Annotated in this window: 13 protein-coding genes and 2 pseudogenes; 9 read left to right on the top strand and 6 right to left on the bottom strand. The window is 71.1% G+C overall.

Going from position 1 to position 17,556, the window contains the following annotated elements; all coding sequences use genetic code 11:
• From ACWIGU_RS15320 to ACWIGU_RS15310, 3 genes are all read left to right on the top strand, one after another.
• Complete coding sequence (locus ACWIGU_RS15320) at window positions 1-978, top strand: dihydrodipicolinate synthase family protein (RefSeq protein ID WP_454401019.1); 978 nt, start codon at window positions 1-3, stop codon at window positions 976-978.
• A 112-nt stretch (window positions 979-1,090) separates the two neighbouring features.
• Complete coding sequence (locus ACWIGU_RS15315) at window positions 1,091-1,810, top strand: FadR/GntR family transcriptional regulator (protein WP_454401017.1); 720 nt, start codon at window positions 1,091-1,093, stop codon at window positions 1,808-1,810.
• Between the two features lie 112 nt (window positions 1,811-1,922).
• Window positions 1,923-2,048, top strand: a complete 126-nt coding sequence (locus ACWIGU_RS15310) for a hypothetical protein (RefSeq protein WP_454401015.1) — start codon at window positions 1,923-1,925, stop codon at window positions 2,046-2,048.
• Window positions 2,049-2,345: 297 nt separating this feature from the next.
• Here the strand turns inward: ACWIGU_RS15310 and ACWIGU_RS15305 are convergent, their stop codons facing one another.
• On the bottom strand, window positions 2,346-3,311 hold the full coding sequence (locus ACWIGU_RS15305; RefSeq protein ID WP_454401013.1) for a TauD/TfdA dioxygenase family protein: 966 nt from the start codon (window positions 3,309-3,311) through the stop codon (window positions 2,346-2,348).
• A gap of 564 nt (window positions 3,312-3,875) precedes the next feature.
• Between ACWIGU_RS15305 and ACWIGU_RS15300 the strand changes: the two genes are divergently transcribed.
• The 4 genes and pseudogenes from ACWIGU_RS15300 to ACWIGU_RS15285 form a co-directional block, all read left to right on the top strand.
• On the top strand, window positions 3,876-5,105 hold the full coding sequence (locus ACWIGU_RS15300) for an ROK family protein (RefSeq protein ID WP_454401011.1): 1,230 nt from the start codon (window positions 3,876-3,878) through the stop codon (window positions 5,103-5,105).
• A gap of 76 nt (window positions 5,106-5,181) precedes the next feature.
• Entirely contained in the window at window positions 5,182-5,253 is a 72-nt protein-coding gene (locus ACWIGU_RS15295) for a putative leader peptide (protein WP_389531111.1), read from the top strand.
• Window positions 5,254-5,567: 314 nt separating this feature from the next.
• Window positions 5,568-5,855: pseudogene (locus ACWIGU_RS15290) on the top strand (ABC transporter ATP-binding protein); the annotation flags it as partial.
• A gap of 168 nt (window positions 5,856-6,023) precedes the next feature.
• Window positions 6,024-6,332 (top strand): annotated as a pseudogene (locus ACWIGU_RS15285) (arylsulfatase); the annotation flags it as partial.
• 14 nt (window positions 6,333-6,346) lie between these two features.
• Here ACWIGU_RS15285 and glgB read toward each other — a convergent pair.
• From glgB to ACWIGU_RS15260, 5 genes are all read right to left on the bottom strand, one after another.
• Complete coding sequence (gene glgB, locus ACWIGU_RS15280) at window positions 6,347-8,611, bottom strand: 1,4-alpha-glucan branching enzyme (RefSeq protein ID WP_454401009.1); 2,265 nt, start codon at window positions 8,609-8,611, stop codon at window positions 6,347-6,349.
• A 63-nt stretch (window positions 8,612-8,674) separates the two neighbouring features.
• Window positions 8,675-10,045, bottom strand: a complete 1,371-nt coding sequence (locus tag ACWIGU_RS15275; RefSeq protein ID WP_454401007.1) for a maltokinase N-terminal cap-like domain-containing protein — start codon at window positions 10,043-10,045, stop codon at window positions 8,675-8,677.
• 55 nt (window positions 10,046-10,100) lie between these two features.
• Window positions 10,101-11,831 (bottom strand): maltose alpha-D-glucosyltransferase, encoded by a 1,731-nt coding sequence (treS, locus tag ACWIGU_RS15270; RefSeq protein WP_454401005.1) that lies wholly within the window; start codon window positions 11,829-11,831, stop codon window positions 10,101-10,103.
• Window positions 11,828-13,837 carry an alpha-1,4-glucan--maltose-1-phosphate maltosyltransferase gene (locus ACWIGU_RS15265; RefSeq protein WP_454401003.1) on the bottom strand — a complete coding sequence of 670 codons (2,010 nt, stop codon included), beginning with the start codon at window positions 13,835-13,837 and terminating at the stop codon, window positions 11,828-11,830. The genes treS and ACWIGU_RS15265 overlap by 4 nt, the downstream gene beginning before the upstream one ends.
• Window positions 13,838-14,088: 251 nt before the next feature.
• On the bottom strand, window positions 14,089-14,373 hold the full coding sequence (locus tag ACWIGU_RS15260; protein ID WP_454401001.1) for a DUF5133 domain-containing protein: 285 nt from the start codon (window positions 14,371-14,373) through the stop codon (window positions 14,089-14,091).
• A 293-nt stretch (window positions 14,374-14,666) separates the two neighbouring features.
• Between ACWIGU_RS15260 and ACWIGU_RS15255 the strand changes: the two genes are divergently transcribed.
• The gene (locus ACWIGU_RS15255) at window positions 14,667-15,245 is read left to right on the top strand and encodes a pep a2 (protein WP_454400999.1); all 579 of its coding nucleotides are present in this window, start codon (window positions 14,667-14,669) and stop codon (window positions 15,243-15,245) included.
• Window positions 15,246-15,417: 172 nt separating this feature from the next.
• Window positions 15,418-17,547, top strand: coding sequence for a glycogen debranching protein GlgX (glgX, locus tag ACWIGU_RS15250; protein WP_454400997.1), 2,130 nt, complete (start codon window positions 15,418-15,420; stop codon window positions 17,545-17,547).
• The last annotated feature ends 9 nt before the right edge of the window (window positions 17,548-17,556 follow it).

The following is a 17,556-nucleotide window of genomic DNA, read 5'->3' as shown; positions in this document are numbered from 1 at the left end:
ATGAGTGATGAGATATCAGGGACGTTGACGGAAGATACAGAGAAGTTGACGAAGGACGTCGACGCCCTCGTCCGGGGCGTCTCGCCCGTACTCGAAGTCCCCTTCCACGACGACGGCGCGCTCGACCCCGACGGCTTCGCCACGGTCGTCGACCGCGTCCTCGCCACCGGCGCCGGCTCCGTGATGTTCCCGGGCTTCGCGAGCGAGTTCCACAAGCTCGACGCGGGGGAGCGGGACCTGCTCACCGGCCTGCTCCTGGAGCGCACGCGCGGCCGCGCGGACGCCGCCGCGATCGTGTCCGTCCCCGACCACGCCACCCGGCACGCCGTCGCCCAGGCCGTCGGCGCCGCCGAGCGCGGGGCCGACGCGGTCAACGTCCTGCCGCCGCACTTCCTCGGTCCCTCACGGGACGCCGTACTCACCCACGTACGATCGGTGCTCGCCGCCGTCGACCCGCTGCCCGTCGTCGTCCAGTACGCCCCTGCCCAGACAGGCACCGCACTGGACGCACCCACCCTGCACACCCTCGCCGCGGAACACCCCAACCTCCGCTGGGTGAAGGTCGAGTCGGCCCCGCCCGGACGCCTCATCGCGGCACTCGCCCAGGGAGAACGCCCGCTGCCCGCCCTCGTCGGCTACGCCGGCCTCCAGCTCCCCGACGCCCTGCGCCGCGGCGCGATCGGCGTCCAACCGGGCTGCTCCTTCACGGAGTTGTACGTGGAGCTGTGGCGCCGCTGGGAACGCGGCGACGAGCAGGGCGCCGTCGCCCTGCACACCCGCATGACGCCGTACCTCTCCTACTGGATGCAGGGCGTCGAGCTGATCGTCGCGGCCGAGAAGGAGATCTCCGTGCGCCGCGGCTGGTTCGGCTCCGCGCACTGCCGGGCACCCGGGCACACCCTGGACGGCGAGGAGACCGCCATGATCGACCGGTTCTGCGCCGAGTTCGCCGAATTGGTGCCTGAGCTGCTGCGATGATGCCGCGGGCACGCCACACCCGGTGCTCCGATTCCCACCGGAGGTGTGACAATCGACAACGCACCGGACGGGATCACCGGCACACGATGCACACGACGACCCAGGGAGTGGCGTGGAACTTCAGGGCCTGCACGGGCAGGTGGTCGACCGGATCGGCCTGTCCCTCGCGGCGGACGAGATCCGCGCCGGAGAGGTCCTGCGCCTGGAGGACGTCCAGGAGCGGTACGGCGTCTCGCGCACGGTCGCGCGCGAGGCCGTCCGAGTGCTCGAGTCCAAGCGGGCGGTGACCAGCCGCCCGCGCATCGGCATCACGGTCCGCCCGATGCCCGAGTGGAACCTCTACGACCCCCAGGTCATCCGCTGGCGCCTCGCCTCGCCCCGCCGCGAGGTCCAGCTGCGCGAACTGGCGGAGCTGCGCGCCGCGGTGGAGCCGTCCGCGGCGGCCCTCGCCGCGGCGGGCGGTGACACGGCGGCCCGGCAGTCGCTGTCGGAGCACGCCCGTGTCATGGCGAGCGCGGCCCGGGCCGGCGACAGCGCCGGCTTCGTCGACGCGGACGCGGCCTTCCACCGAGCGCTGCTCGGCGCCTCGGGCAACGGCATGTTCGCCCAGCTCGCGGAGGTGACGGAGGAACTCCTCGTGGCCCGTCGCGAGCTGTCCCTGATGCCGCACGACATCGACATGGCTGCCGTACGCCGCCACCAGGAGGTGGCCGAGGCGGTAGCCGCGGGCCGCCCGGCCGAAGCGGCGCAAGCGGTGACGGCCATCGTCAACGCCGCCCACAGCGAGGTCGAGGACCTACTGGCGGGCGGGTCGTGCGGGTACGGGGTCTGAGGAGCGGGCGCAACCAGTCCCCTTGATCGCTTTGCGGGACTCCCGCCGTCGTCAGCAGGTGGTCCGGGGCATCGCTCGCCACCGGACAGAGCAGCGCAGTCACCGCCGCGGCGTGAGTGAGCAGCACCGGTCGCTGGACCCGGGTCTGGCCGAAACGGTCGGGCAGACGGGCGAGTTGGGGTCCCGCGAGTGCCTCACCGACGGCGAAGCCCCGGGTTCCAGTCCGGCCGTCGCGTAGGGTCCGGTCGTGCACCGGCCGGACGATGCCGAAGCTCGTCGTCGCGATGCCGACGCGGCCTCGGGCGGTGGTCAGGAAGGTAGCCGCACCCGGTGTGCGGAGCTGGGTGCGACAGGTCGCCGACGGCACGGCGCGTCCGTCTCGCTGCCCGAGGGCCCGACCCTACGGGGGCAGGCCGCGTCCAGAGGGATTTCGCAAACCGGTTCGTGAGGCGTCTGTTGAATGCCCGTGATGCTCACCGGCCGCCGGTGAGCATCACGGGAACGCAGGGTGAGGCGAACCGCGGGCCGACGGGTCTTACGCGGCCGAGTTCCCCGAAGCGATGCCGAAGGCCGGGTCCGGCACTGACTCGGGGGACAGGAGCACTGAGGAACGGCCGTCGACGCCCACGGGCACGTCGCCGTCGATCGTCACCCGGCGCAGCTTGCGCTCGTGGTCGTCGGAGTCGTCCACGCCGTAGTGCTGCGTGGCGCGGTTGTCCCAGATGGCGACGTCCCCCGCCCGCCACTGCCAGCGCACCGTGTTCTCGGGGCGCTCGATGTGCGACTGGAACAGGTCGACGAGCGCGCGTGAGTCCCGGCCGGTCAGGCCGGCGATGCGCTGCACGAAGTTGCCGAGCAGCAGCACGCGCTCATCGGTCTCCGGGTGCACGCGGACCACCGGGTGCTCGGTGAGGAACTTGGTCGACGCGAACACCTCACGGAACCGCTCGAGCTGCTCCGGCACGGCGTCCGGGCGCAGCGCCGCGTAGTCGTAGTCGTTGGAGTGCACGGCGCGCAGACCGTCGGCGAGCGTGCGCAGTGACTCGGGCAGATGAGCGTAGGCGGTGGCCGTGTTGGCCCACAGGGTGTTCCCGCCGTAGGGCGGTACGGTCACGGCACGCAGGATGGAGAACGCCGGGTAGGCGGGCACGAAGGTGACGTCCGTGTGCCACTGGTTGGCGCGTCCTCCGTGGTCCGAGTCGATCGGGAACGAGTAACGCCCGTCCACGGACGGGACGGTGGGGTGGGCGACGGGTGTGCCGAGGAGCCGGCCGAACGCCTCGTGGCTGTCCTCGTCGAGGTGGTCCTGGCCACGGAAGAAGACGACTTTGTGGCGCAGCAGTGCGGAGCGGACGGCAGCGACCGTCGCGGGCGGGAGGTCGCCGCCGAGGCGTACGCCGGAGATGACGGCGCCGAGCCGGCCGCCGACCTTCTCGACCGTGATGCCAAGGTCGTCGGAGTCCTGGGCGGGGCGGGTGTCGGTGGCGGGTGCGGAGGTCATGGTGGAAGTCCTTTCGGGAGGCGCGAAGGTCGCGTTCGTCGCCCGTCGCGGCCAATTGGCCTTGGAGCGGAAGTAATTAGGGCGGCAGCGCACAGCCACTACGGGTGAGGTCTGAGGGTGCAGGTCCGCCTCGGACGATGTGCGTGACACCCGTCAGATGTGGTGTCGGGCCGGACGTGGTGTGCGTCAGATGCGGAAGGTCGCCGGACAGCGGCCCGTACACGCCCCCGGCGCATCGCGCCGGGCACCGACGGGCCGTGACGTGGGAGCGGTCGTCGCAGGCATGGCTCGGAGAGTCGCAGCGGCGGCGAGGCACCGTCAAGCGCGGTCCGGGTCCCGTCACCGCATCGCCTGATGGTTGAATCGGCGCCTGCGAACAAGGCGGCGCCCTGTGCTCCGCCTCCCGTCAAACCCCATGTGACCAGCGGAGTTTCGCGCGAGCCGCCCATCATTGCCACCCAGTTGCGTGGGGTGCACGGGACGGCATCGGGCGCCCCGCGCGAATTCACGCCACCGCAATGTTGCCGCCGTCGCAGCCGGCGGAACCACATCGAGAGGGAAACGATGACGCTCGCCACCCCAGGCCCGCGCATGGCGGGCGACGGCCGGCGCGAAGCCAACGCCGCGACCGTTCTGCGCACGGTGCTCGGTCACGGCCCCGTGGCTCGCAGCGGGATCGCCCGGCTCTCCGGCCTGAGCCCCGCCGCCGTGTCGCGTCAGTGCACCGACCTGGCCCGGCTCGGCCTGGTCCGCGAACTGCCGGAACTGGCGCCGGGCGGCACGGTCGGCCGGCCGCAGATCCCCGTCGACCTGCACACGGGCGCGGCCGGGGGACCCGTGGCGGGCGGGGTTCACCTGGGCGTTCCCCTGTCGACTTTCGGCCTCGTGGACCTGCGCGGCCGGGTGCTTGCCCGGCACATGTTCCCGCACGACGGGATCGAACCGGAGGACCTGCCGGGTCAAGTCGCGTGCGGGCTGCGGGAGTTCCTGGACCGCACCGTGCGTGGTCGGCCGCTGCTGGGGGTGGGGGCGGCCGTGGGCGGCTGGGTCGACCCGGGGGAGGGGACGGTCGTGCGGCACGACGCGCTCGGGTGGCACCGCAAACCCCTCGCCGCCGAACTCGCCCGTGGGCTCGGCGGTCTCGACGTGCGGCTCGACAACCACGCCCGTGCCATCGCGCAGTCCGAGATCCTCTTCGGCAGACCCGCCGCACGCCGCAGCCTTGTGCACCTGTTCGTGGGCAATGTCGTCGACGCGGCGCTCGGCATCGCCGGGGTGGTGCACCAAGGGCCCGGTTCCGGCGCCGGTGATGTGGCGCATCTGCCGGTGCCCGACTCCACGGCGCCCTGCCCGTGCGGGCGCAGGGGCTGCCTGGAGGCGACCGCGTCGAACACGGTTCTCGGCCAGGTTGCCCTGCGGCGCGGCATCGTCCCGGAACCCGACGCGTCGCTGGTGGTGGACGCCGCCGCGGCCGGTGACCGCCGGGCCGACCGGCTCCTGCGCGAGCGGGCCAGGGCGGTGGGCCGCGCGACGGCTCTGCTGCTCGACGTGCTGAACCCGGATCTCGTCGTGGTGACCGAGCAGTCGAGCCTTCTCGACCCGGAGTACCTGGAAGAGATCCGCGGCGCCGCGGTCGACCTCTCCCACGTCTGCGACGACCCCGAACGTATCGTCAGTCCACATGCCGGACCGGGTGTCCTGCCCGTCGCGGCCGGGACGGTTCTCCTGAACCCCCTGTTCAGAAGCCCTCTGCAGGCCTGCGGCCCGCGTCCGTCCGTGGCCGCGCGTGGCTGACCCCGGTCCAGGATTCGGACCTCACCGGTTGACCGCTCCGGCGAGCCACTGCCATATTGCTCCCGTGAATCCGGACATGCGCCTCGTCTCCCGCAGGCACGTCGACCTCTGTCGACAGGCCAGCGCGGTCTGTGCCGTCAGCCTCTGACGCGGAACCGACTCCCGTACGCCCGGGCTGACTTCCGCTCACTCAGCCGCGCTCCTCGACCGTGCCCGAGCACGGCCGGCCCGCGCGCTCTCCCTCGTCGCACGTCCCGGCTCTCCCCTGGCAGACACGGCTCCTGAGCCGCCGCGGTCATTAATTCCTGCCGCGGCGAAAAGAATCCGGCGCTTCGTCCTGCCCGGCCCGGGCGGCGCCCTGATGCTTTCGGTGACCCGAACGCGTCCGTGGCCCGGACCCGTTGGTGACCCGACCGCGTCGGCGATCCCACGCCGGCGCGCCCCGCCGTGGCCCGGCCACGTGACGAGCCCGTCTCCGCACTCGATGTCTCGGTGCAGGCCCAGATCGTCAACCTGCTCTGTGACCTCCAGCGTGACCTCGGCCTCGCACTGGTCTTCATCGCCCACGACCTGGCGGTGGTCCGGCAGGTCAGCCACCGGATCGCCGTGATGCACGAGGGCCGGATCGTCGAGAGCGGCAGCGCGGACGAGGTGTGCGAACGGCCCCGTGACCCGTACACCCGCTCCCTGCTCGCGGCAGCACCACACCCCGTACCCGCGGACGCGCCCGTAGGACAGCCCGCCGCATGACGACCTGGCCGACTCGATCACCCGACCACGACCGCCCGGCCCACGGAGACATCATGACCACCCGCCGCGACCCCTACGACGGCTTCCCCGGACGTGTCGGGCGCACCTTCGCCGACTCGGAGCCCGCCTGGCCGCCACGCCGCACCGCGCCGGACCGGGCCCCGAACTGGGCCGCACGAGGTCACCGTCGCCGCGACCGCCGAGAAGGGCCTGCGCTGGCGGTTCTCGGTCGGCGTCGACGGTGTGGAGCGCACCGCGCCGGACAGCGTGCACCAGCTCATCGGCATGGCGCCGTTCCAGGGCATCAGCGTCGGCGTCGACCGCAAGTCGCCGGTGTCCTGGCCGGTGCACGAGCGCCACGGCAGCTTCCGCCACACGGGGCGACTCAGGTCCGTGACCTACCGCCCGGGAGCGCCCGCGCCCGATTCCCCGGCGGCCGTGGCCGCCGCCCTACGGGAGGCGGCGGCCTTCGAGTGACGTCTCGACGGTCCTCAGGCCGGCCGCAGCCACACCGTCGCCAGCGGCGGCACCGTCAGCTGGAGCGAGACGGGCCGGCCGTGGCTCGGCTGAGGGTCCGGCTTGAGGACGCCGGCGTTGACGACGTCGCTGCCGCCGTACCGTGCCGCGTCCGTGTTCAGGACCTCGAACCAGCCGGGGACCGAGTCCGGCACGCCGAGCCGGTAGTTCTCGCGGACCGCCGGGGAGAAGTTGCACACGGCCAGCAGGGGCGCGCCGTCCGCCGCGAACCGCAGGAACGCGAGGACGTTGTCGTCGGCCGCGTCCGCGGTGATCCACGAGAACCCCGCGGGTGTGGTGTCCCGTTCCCAGAGGGCGGGCGCGGCCGCGTACTCGTGGTTGAGGTCGCGTACCAGGTCGAGGACCCCGCGGTGGTCCGGCTCGGCCTCGTAGGCCGGGTCGAGGAGCCACCAGTCCGGGCCGTGTCCCTCCGACCACTCGGCCCCTTGCGCGAACTCCTGCCCCATGAACAGGAGCTGCTTGCCCGGGTGGGCCCACATGAAGCCGAGGTACGCGCGGTGGTCCGCTCGCCGCTGCCACCAGTCGCCGGGCATCTTCGACACGAGCGCGCGCTTGCCGTGCACCACTTCGTCGTGCGAGAGCGGAAGCAGATAGTTCTCGCTGTAGGCGTACACCATCGAGAACGTCAGCTCGTTGTGGTGGTACTTGCGGTGCACGGGCTCGTGCACGATGTACTGCAGCGAGTCATGGCTCCAGCCCATGTTCCACTTCAGGCCGAAGCCGAGGCCCCCGAAACCGCCGTGGCCGATGTCGTGGGTCGGCCGCGTGACGCCGTCCCACGCGGTCGACTCCTCGGCGATCGTCACGACGCCCGGGCAGCGGCGGTACACCGTCGCGTTCATCTCCTGGAGGAAGGCCACGGCGTCGAGGTTCTCGCGGCCGCCGTGCCCGTTCGGCGACCACTGGCCTTCCTCGCGCGAGTAGTCGAGGTAGAGCATGGAGGCGACGGCGTCGACGCGCAGGCCGTCGATGTGGAACTCCTCGCACCAGTACACGGCGTTGGCGACCAGGAAGTTGCGGACCTCCTTGCGGCCGTAGTCGAACTCGAGCGTGCCCCAGTCCGGGTGCTCGGCGCGACGCGGGTCCTGCGGCTCGTACAGGGCGGTGCCGTCGAAGCCCGCCAGCGCCCAGTCGTCCTTCGGGAAGTGGGCCGGCACCCAGTCCACGATCACGCCGATGCCGGCCTGGTGCAGGGTGTCGACCAGATACCGGAAGTCGTCGGGCGTGCCCATGCGGGCCGTCGGGGCGTAGAAGCCGGTGACCTGGTAGCCCCACGACCCGCCGAACGGATGCTCGGCCACGGGCATGAACTCGACGTGGGTGAAGCCGAGGTCACTCACGTAGGTGGCGAGCTGGTCGGCGAGTTCGCGGTAGTTCATGCCCGGGCGCCAGGAGGGCAGATGGACCTCGTACACCGAGAAGGGCGCCTCGTGCACCGGGCGCTGCCCGCGCTTCTTCATCCACGTGGAGTCCCCCCACGTGTGGGACGACTCCGTCACGACGGACGCGGTCGCGGGCGGCATCTCGGTGCGCCGGGCCAGCGGGTCCGCGCGCACGGTGTGCGAACCGTCGGGGCGCGTGATGTCGAACTTGTACAGCGCTCCCTCGCCGATGCCCGGCAGGAACAGCTCCCACACGCCCGACGAGCCGAGCGACCGCATCGGGAACGCGGTGCCGTCCCAGGCGCAGAAGTCCCCGCAGACGCGTACGCCCCGCGCGTTCGGCGCCCACACCGTGAACCGGGTGCCCGCGACCCCTTCGTGCGTCATCGGCTGGGCGCCCAGAGCGGTCCACAGCTCCTCGTGCCGCCCCTCGCCGATCAGATGCAGGTCGAACTCCCCGAGCGCGGGCAGGAAGCGATATGGGTCATCCACCTCCCGCTCGTCCCCGTCGTACGTCACGAGCAGCGTGTACGCGGGAATCGCGTCGAGCGGCAGCATCCCGGTGAAGAGACCGTCACCCTCGTCACGGAGCTCCACGCGCCGGCCCTTGACCGACACGGCGACGGCCTGGGCGTAAGGCCGCAGCACCCGGAACGCGACACCGCCGTCCACCGGGTGCGCGCCGAGCAGGGAGTGCGGGTCGTGATGCTCACCCCACAGCAGGCGCCCGCGGTCCGCCCCGTCCAGCACGGGGGCGGGCAGGACTTTGAGGCGACCGGTGCCGGGCTTGTCGGACAGGCCGACGGCCTTGGGGGCGGAGGTCTTGCGAGCTGCCACGGTTCTGTCTCCTCGGGGGTGAGCGATTTCTGCAGGCGGACGGCGGGGTTGCCGCCGCCTGGTTCAGCGGGGTTCGGCGAGGCGGCTGATCGCCGCCATCGGCACGGGCAGCCAGTCGGGCCGGTGCCGCGCCTCGTACAGCACTTCGTAGAGGGCCCGGTCCGTCTCGAAGGCGCGGAGCAGGTCGGGTTCCTCGCGCGGGTCCGACTTCGACTCGGCCGCGTAGCCGGCGCAGTAGGCGTCCCGGCAGCGCAGCGACCACTCGGGCCGCCAGGGCAGACGGGTGCGGGCCGCGTAGTCGAAGGAGCGGAGCATGCCCGCCACATCGCGTACGGGGGACTGCGCGTGGCGGCGTTCGGCGAGCGGGCGGGCCGGCTCGCCCTCGAAGTCGATGACGAACCACTGCTGCCCCGACCACAGCACCTGCCCCAGATGGAGGTCGCCGTGGATCCGCTGCGCGGGCCGCGCCGAGTCGACGAGCGCGAACGCGTCGAACGCGGCCCGCAGCCCCGGCGCGTGCGGAAGCACCGCGGGCACGGAACGGGCCGTGGATTCGAGGCGATCGGTCATCGCCTGCGCGAGGTGCCGGTTGCGGTACGGCACAGGGGCGTCGACCGGGAATGCCGCGGTCAGCGCGAGATGGATCTCGGCGGTCGCCCGTCCCAGTTCGTACGCCTCGTCGGTGAAGTCCCTGCCGGAGGCGAGCGACCGGAGCGCGAGGGTCCAGCCGTCGTCCGCGTCGGGCAGGAACGGCTGGAGGACGCCGAGCGTCGCCTGCTGGGGCTGCGAGGTGCGGAACCACGCCACGGGTCCCGGCACGCGGGTGCAGCCCTGCCGGGCGAGCGCCTGCGGCACTTCCAGATCCGGGTTGACGCCGGCCTGGACGCGCCGGAAGACCTTCAGGATGTACGAATCCCCGTACACCAGCGACGTGTTGGACTGTTCGGCGTCGAGGACGCGTGGCGTGAGACCGGCGGGCACGGTGACCTGCGGGTCGCGTTCGAAGCGCAAAGGGCCGGCCGTGCCCGGGTGGCGCAGCCGCTCCAGGAGCAGCCCGGCCGACCGGGGCTCTTGGAGGGCGTCGTACACCATGAGGCCGGTCAGCGGGCCCTCGGTCGCGCGGCCGATGAAGGCCGGCGCGAGCGAGGGGGGCAGCATCTCCCGTACGCCGAGCAGCAGTTGGTAGAGATTGTCGGCCGGGGGCGTGCCCGAGCCGGAGCGGATCGCCTGCGAGGCGTGCTCGGCGCGCACCAGCAGGTGCAGGCAGCCCGGGTGCAGCTCGGTCATCGAGGCCAGGGTCAGCCCGGTGACGGGCCGGCCCTTCCCCGCGAACCAGCGCTGCCGCGGCAGCCATTCGTGCAGCAGACCGGCGAGTGAGTTCAGCAGCAGAGAGGGGCTGACGCCGGTCGGACTCTGCAGTGCGGCCTTGGGCATGGCGACGACTCCTTTCGAGGGCGGACAGACGGACCCAGGGGTGTGGGGCCGCCGGTCACCACGTGGTGCTGACGGCGTCCTTGCGGAGCCGGAACCAGTAGAAGCCGTGGCCCGCGAGGGTCAGCAGGTACGGGAGCCGGCCGATGGCGGGGAAGCGGACCCCACCGATGAGCTCGACGGGGTGGCGGCCGTCGAAGGCCTGGAGGTCGAGTTCGGTGGGCTGGGCGAAGCGCGAGAAGTTGTGCACGCAGAGCACGAGGTCGTCCCCCTTGTCCTCTGTCGGGGGGGCTTCGCGCAGGAACGCGATCACGGCGGGGTTGGACGACGGGAGTTCGGTGTACGAGCCGAGGCCGAACGCCTCGTTCTGCTTGCGGATCTCGATCATGCGCCGGGTCCAGTGCAGCAGCGAGGACGGGGACGACATGGACGCCTCGACGTTGGTGACCTGGAAGCCGTAGACCGGGTCCATGATCGTGGGCAGGGAGAGCCGGCCGGGGTCGCAGGACGAGAAGCCCGCGTTGCGGTCGGGTGTCCACTGCATCGGTGTGCGGACCGCGTCGCGGTCGCCGAGCCAGATGTTGTCGCCCATGCCGATCTCGTCGCCGTAGTAGAGGATCGGCGAGCCCGGCAGGGAGAGCAGCAGGGCGGTGAAGAGTTCGATCTGGTTGCGGTCGTTGTCCAGGAGGGGTGCGAGGCGGCGGCGGATGCCGATGTTGGCCCGCATGCGCGGGTCCTTGGCGTACTCCGCGTACATGTAGTCGCGCTCTTCGTCGGTGACCATTTCGAGCGTGAGCTCGTCGTGGTTGCGCAGGAAGATGCCCCACTGGCAACTGGACGGAATGGCGGGCGTTTTGGCGAGAATTTCCGAGACCGGGTAGCGGGATTCCCGGCGGACCGCCATGAAGATGCGTGGCATGACGGGGAAGTGGAATGCCATGTGGCACTCGTCGCCGCCGGATGCGTAGTCGCCGAAGTAGTCGACCACGTCCTCGGGCCACTGGTTGGCCTCGGCGAGCAGGACCGTGTCCGGATAGTGCGCGTCGACCTCGGCCCGTACGCGCTTGAGGAAGGCATGGGACGCGGGGAGGTTCTCGCAGTTGGTCCCTTCCTCGGCGTAGAGGTAGGGCACGGCGTCGAGCCGGAAGCCGTCGATGCCGAGGTCCAGCCAGAAGCGCAGGGCCGCGATGATCTCCTCCTGGACGCGCGGGTTCTCGTAGTTGAGATCCGGCTGGTGGGAGAAGAAGCGGTGCCAGTAGTACTGCTTGCGCACCGGGTCGAAGGTCCAGTTGGACGCCTCGGTGTCGACGAAGATGATCCGCGCGTCCTCGTACTGCTTGTCGTCGTCGGCCCAGACGTAGTAGTCGCCGTACGGCCCGTCGGGGTCCTTGCGGGACTCCTGGAACCACGGGTGCTGGTCACTCGTGTGGTTCATGACGAAGTCGATGATCACCCGCATCCCGCGCTGGTGCGCGGCGTCGACGAACTCCACGAAGTCCGCGAGATTGCCGAACTCGGGCAGGACGGCCGTGTAGTCGGACACGTCGTAACCGCCGTCCCTCAGTGGGGACTTGAAGAACGGCGGCAGCCACAGGCAGTCGACGCCCAGCCATTGGAGGTAGTCCAGCCTGGACGTGATCCCCTTGAGGTCGCCGACTCCGTCGCCGTTGCTGTCCTGGAAGGAGCGGACGAGGACCTCGTAGAAGACGGCGCGTTTGAACCAGTCGGGATCCCGGTCCTTGGTGGGGGTGTCCTCGAATTTGTCCTGGACGGGCTCGTTGACGATCATGTGGTGGGTGACCCTCCGGTGGGCGGTGAGGACGGTCGCAGGACGGTGAGGATGTGCGCGGGCGCGCGGCCCGGTTCCAGGCGCACAAAGTTCGTCCTGCCCCATTGGTATGTCTCGCCGGTCAGCTCGTCGCGGACCGGCACGCTCGCGTGCGCGTCGAGTCCGAGCTGGGGCATGTCCAGAGAAACCGTCGCCTCCTGGGTGTGGTGGGGGTCGAGGTTGACGACCACCACGACCGTGTCGGGGCCCGAGCGCTTGCTGTACGCGATCAGCGCGTCGTTGTCGGTCCGGTGGAAGTGGAGATTCCTGAGCAGGCGCAGGGCGCTGTGGTCCCGCCTGAGGCGGTTCAGGGTGGTGATGAGCGGGGCGATGGAGCGGCCCTCGTGCTCGGCCGACTCCCAGTCGCGCGGCCGTAGTTCGTACTTCTCCGAGTGGAGGTACTCCTCGCTGCCCTCGCGGACCGGGGTGTTCTCGCACAGCTCGTATCCGGCGTACACCCCCCAGGTCGGGGAGAGCGTGGCCGCGAGCACGGCGCGCACCTCGAAGGCGCGGCGGCCGCCCTTCTGGAGGTAGCGGGGCAGGATGTCGGGTGTGTTCACGAACAGGTTGGGACGCATGTAGGCGGCCGTGTCCCGGGAGAGCTCCGTGAGGTATTCGGTGAGCTCCTGCTTCGTGTCGCGCCAGGTGAAGTACGTGTACGACTGCTGGAAACCGGCCTTGGCGAGCGCCCGCATGATCGGGGGCCGGGTGAAGGCCTCGGCGAGGAACACGACGTCCGGGTCGCTGCGGTTGATGTCGGAGATCACCCGCTCCCAGAACATGACCGGCTTGGTGTGCGGGTTGTCGACGCGGAAGACGCGGACCCCGTGACGCATCCAGAAGCGCAGGACCCGGGTCGTCTCCTCGATCAGCCCCAGCATGTCCCGGTCGAACGCGATCGGGTAGATGTCCTGGTACTTCTTCGGCGGGTTCTCCGCGTACGCGATCGTGCCGTCGGATCTGTGCTCGAACCACTCCGGGTGCTTCTCCACCCACGGGTGGTCCGGGGAGCACTGGAGGGCGAAGTCGAGCGCGATCTCCAGATCGAGTTCCCCGGCCCGGCGCACGAACGCGTCGAAGTCGTCGAGCGTGCCGAGGTCCGGGTGGATCGCGTCGTGGCCGCCTTCGGGCGAGCCGACCGCCCACGGCACTCCGACATCCCACGGGTCCGCCGACAGGCTGTTGTTCGGCCCCTTGCGGAAGGTGATGCCGATGGGGTGGATCGGCGGCAGATAGACCACGTCGAAACCCATGGCGGCGACGGCGGGAAGGCGCTCGGCCGCCGTGCGGAACGTGCCGCTCACCGGGCGTTCGCCCTCACGGACCACGGCGCCCTCGGAGCGCGGGAACATCTCGTACCAGGCTCCGTACAGCGCCCGTTCGCGCTCGACGAGCAGCGGCAGGGGTGCCGAGCGGGTGACGTTCTCGCGCAGCGGATGCTCTGCCAGCGCGGTGGTCACGTCCGGCGCCAGGGTCGCCGCGTGGCGGGCGGCGGGAGGCCGGTCCTCGTCGCGGAGCGCGTCCACGGCCGCGAGGACCGCGTTGCGTCCCGCGCCTTCCGGAACGCCGGCGGCGGCACGCTCGTGCAGCGCGGCGCCCTCCTCCAGGATCAGCTCCGTGTCGATCCCGGCCGGGATCTTGATGCCGGCGGACCGGCGCCACGAGGACACGGGATCGCCCCACGCCTCCACCGAGTACGTCCAGTTGCCGACCGTCGTCGGGGTGACGTCGGCGCCCCAGCGGTCGCTGCCCGGGGACAGTTCACGCATCGGGGTCCACGGGCCGGGCCGGCCGTCGGGGCCGCGCAGCACGACGTTGGCGGAGACGGCGGCATGGCCCTCGCCGAAGAGCGTGGCGGAGACCTCGAACGTCTCGCCCGGGACCGCCTTCGCCGGACGCCTGCCGCAGTCGACGGCCGGGAGGACGTCCACGATCGGGACGCGGCCCGTCACCGTGCCTGGGTTCATCAGTTGCACCTCCGCCGTGCTCGAGGCAGGGCCGTCCTCGCTCGGGGGCCCGCCGGGTTCACATGCGCCACGGGACGCGGCGTCACTCGCACACCAGTTGGCCCGGCACGTGGCCGGGCACAGCAGGGTGTCATCGACGGGCTGCGTCCCTCCGGCGACACGCTACGGGAGCCGACCGGGCTCGGCCTGTCGGGAAATGCCCCGGTTCAGGCGTGTCGGCCGGCGTCCCGCTTCTGCCGGAGGGTCCGGCGTCACGGCCCGCTGAGGGCGGCGACGGCGACCGCGGGCGCCGCGAGCGGCGGGGCGGCCATGGGCGGATGCTCCACGCTGGGACGGAGATAGCGCTCGGCCGCGTCGGCGGCCTCGCGCCCGCAGCGCTTTCCCATCAGCACGCACAACGTGTAGGCCGTGTCCTCGAAGTGGGCCCGCACCTGGCGGTCGGCGGGCGCCGCCAGCCGCAGGCGTTCCCACGCGCGGTACTGCGCCAGATGCCTGGCGACTTCGGTCTTGGTAGGCAGCAACATGTCGCTGTTCACTTCCCACTCTTCGATGTGCACGGTGCACCGGGTCGGTGCGCTGGGGCCGTGCACGGAGAGGTACCGAACCATTACGCCGATCGGTACCCCGTCCCATGGTGCATTTGGCGGTACTGCCCGTCCTGTTGGAGCTTCAACGACACCGGGAGCGGCTCCTCGTGTTGCACGAATGGAGTAGCGCTCTCATCCTGAGGCTGACTCAGGAGCGATCAGTGCTCACGCTACGTGTTCGGGGTACGGCCCGTAGGGGGCGAGCAACGAGCGGGAGCTTCGCCGGTGAGGAGCCGAAGACGATGAATACAGCAGTGCCCTGCTACTACCACCTCGACGTCGAGGTCAGCTCGGAGCGTGTCGGGCAGGTCAGGCGCATCCTGGCCGCCCACCTCCGGTACTGGAACCTGGACATTCTCGTCGAGCCTGTCTGCCGCGGCGTCGAGGTGTTGCTTCACACGATCGACGAGCACGCCACGGACAAGAACACCACCGTCGAGATGTGGTGGAACGGCCAGCATCTGATCACCGCGGTGTCCGACCACGAGCGTGACCTGCCGGGCCCGCACTACGCCCCGAAGGAGGGATGCCTCGCGGAGATTGCCGCGCTGAGCGACGGCTGGGGCGGCTGCGCCACCGCCACGGGAAAGATCATCTGGTTCTCGCGCCGTGCCCGTCTCGGCGAGCGCGCCCCGCTGGTCCCGGCCGGCCCCCCGCCGCGCATCAGCGAAGCGCTCGAGATGCCGCGCGACGTACCTGTCCCGGCGTTCGCGGGGTCAGTGGTCACGGATCCGCTCGTGGCCACGGCCCCGGCGGCCCGCGCACGCGAGCCGCACCTGTCCGTCCCGCGCAGGGTGGTCCGCCCGACGCCGGTCATGTGACAGCAGTACGGCGCTCCGTCCGGAGCGTGTCGCACCGGACCGCGGTCTGCCTCGGCAGCCGCGGCCCGGCAGCGTGCCAGGACAGCGGCTCACGAGGGCCGGGCGCGCGGCAGACGAGGCGCGGGCGGCGCGGTGACGACACCGACACCAAGATCATCCGTACCGTGGCCGGATGCTCACCTGGACCGGACGCCCCTATCCCCTCGGCGCGGCATTCGACGGCGACGGAACGAACTTCGCCCTGTTCACGGAGGTCGCCGAGCGCGTCGACCTCGTCCTCCTCCACGACGACGGCACCCACGACACGGTCACCATGACCGAGGTCGACGGCTTCGTATGGCACTGCTATCTGCCCGCCGTCGGCCCCGGCCAGCGCTACGGCTACCGCGTGCACGGCCCGTGGGACCCGGCGGCGGGCCACCGCTGCAACCCCGCGAAGCTGCTCCTCGACCCGTACGCCACCGCCGTCGACGGGCAGATGGACAACGACCCCTCGCTCTTCGAGCGGACGGCCGCCGGACCGTCCCCGGCCGACAGCGCGGACCACACCCTTGTCGCCGTGGTGACCGACAGCGCCTTCGACTGGGGCAACGACCGCCCGCCCCTGCGCCCGTACGCCGACACCGTCATCTACGAGGCGCACGTACGCGGCCTGACCCGCACCCACCCCGAGGTCCCCGCCGAACTGCGTGGCACCTACGCGGGCCTCGCGCACCCGGCGGTCATCGAGCACCTGACCTCGCTGGGCGTGACCGCGGTGGAGCTGATGCCGGTGCACCAGTTCGCGCAGGACGGCTTCCTGCGCGACCAGGGCCTGTCGAACTACTGGGGCTACAGCACGATCGGCTTCTTCGCCCCGCACAACGCGTACGCCGCCCAGGGCAGCCGCGGCGGCCAGGTCACCGAGTTCAAGTCGATGGTGAAGGCGCTGCACGCGGCCGGCCTCGAAGTGATCCTCGACGTCGTCTACAACCACACCGCGGAAGGCAACGAGAACGGCCCGACGCTCTCCTTCCGCGGCATCGACAACGCGTCCTACTACCGGCTCGTCGACGGAGACTTCGCGCACTACTACGACACCACCGGCACCGGCAACAGCCTGCTGATGCGGCACCCCAGCGTGCTCCAGCTCATCATGGACTCCCTGCGGTACTGGGTCACCGAGATGCACGTCGACGGCTTCAGGTTCGACCTCGCGGCGACGCTGGCCCGGCAGTTCCACGAGGTGGACCGGCTCTCCGCCTTCTTCGACCTGATCCAGCAGGACCCGGTGATCGGCCGCGTCAAGCTCATCGCCGAGCCGTGGGACGTCGGCGAGGGCGGCTACCAGGTCGGCAAGTTCCCGCCCCAGTGGTCGGAGTGGAACGGCAAGTACCGCGACTCCGTACGGGACTTCTGGCGCTCCGGCGAGAACACCCTCGCCGAGTTCGCCTCCCGGCTCACCGGCTCCTCCGACCTCTACCAGCACGACAGCCGCCGCCCGCGTGCCAGCGTCAACTTCGTCACCGCCCACGACGGATTCACGCTGCGCGACCTGGTCTCGTACAACGGCAAGCGCAACGAGGCCAACGGCGAGAACAACCGGGACGGCGAGAGCACCAACCGGTCGTGGAACTGCGGCGCCGAAGGCCCCACCGACGACGAAGGCGTGCTCGAACTGCGGGGCCGGCAGCAGCGCAACTTCCTCGCCACGCTGCTGCTCTCCCAGGGCATCCCGATGCTCGCCCACGGCGACGAACTGGGCCGCACCCAGCAGGGCAACAACAACGCCTTCTGCCAGGACAACGAGATCTCCTGGATCGACTGGCGCCTGAGCGACGACCAGCGCGAGCTGATGGAGTTCACCCGGCGCACCATCGCCCTGCGCGCCGCCCACCCGGTCCTGCGCCGCCGTCGCTTCTTCCGCGGCGACACGCACACCCACGAGGGCCAGCCCCTGCCCGACCTCGTGTGGCTGCGCCCGGACGCGCGCGAGATGACGGACGACGACTGGCAGCGCGGCGACGCCCACTCGGTCGCCGTGTTCCTCAACGGCGACGCCATCGCCGAGCCCACTCCGTACGGGCGGCCGGTGGTCGACGACTCTTTCCTGCTGCTCCTCAACAGCTACTGGAAGCCGGTCCGCTTCCGCCTCCCGGACGCCACCTACGGCGAGCGGTGGACCACCCGGATCGACACCACCGACCCGCAAGGCGTCGCGGACGAGATGGAACACAAGCCGGGCACCGACGTGCTGGTCGAGGCCCGCAGCCTGATCCTGCTGTCCCGGGAGGCCAGGACGGCACCCGGCGCGCAGGACTGAACGCGCCGT

Source organism: Streptomyces sp. NPDC055400 (assembly GCF_053644375.1).
This window is presented reverse-complemented; position numbering and strand designations above follow the sequence as displayed.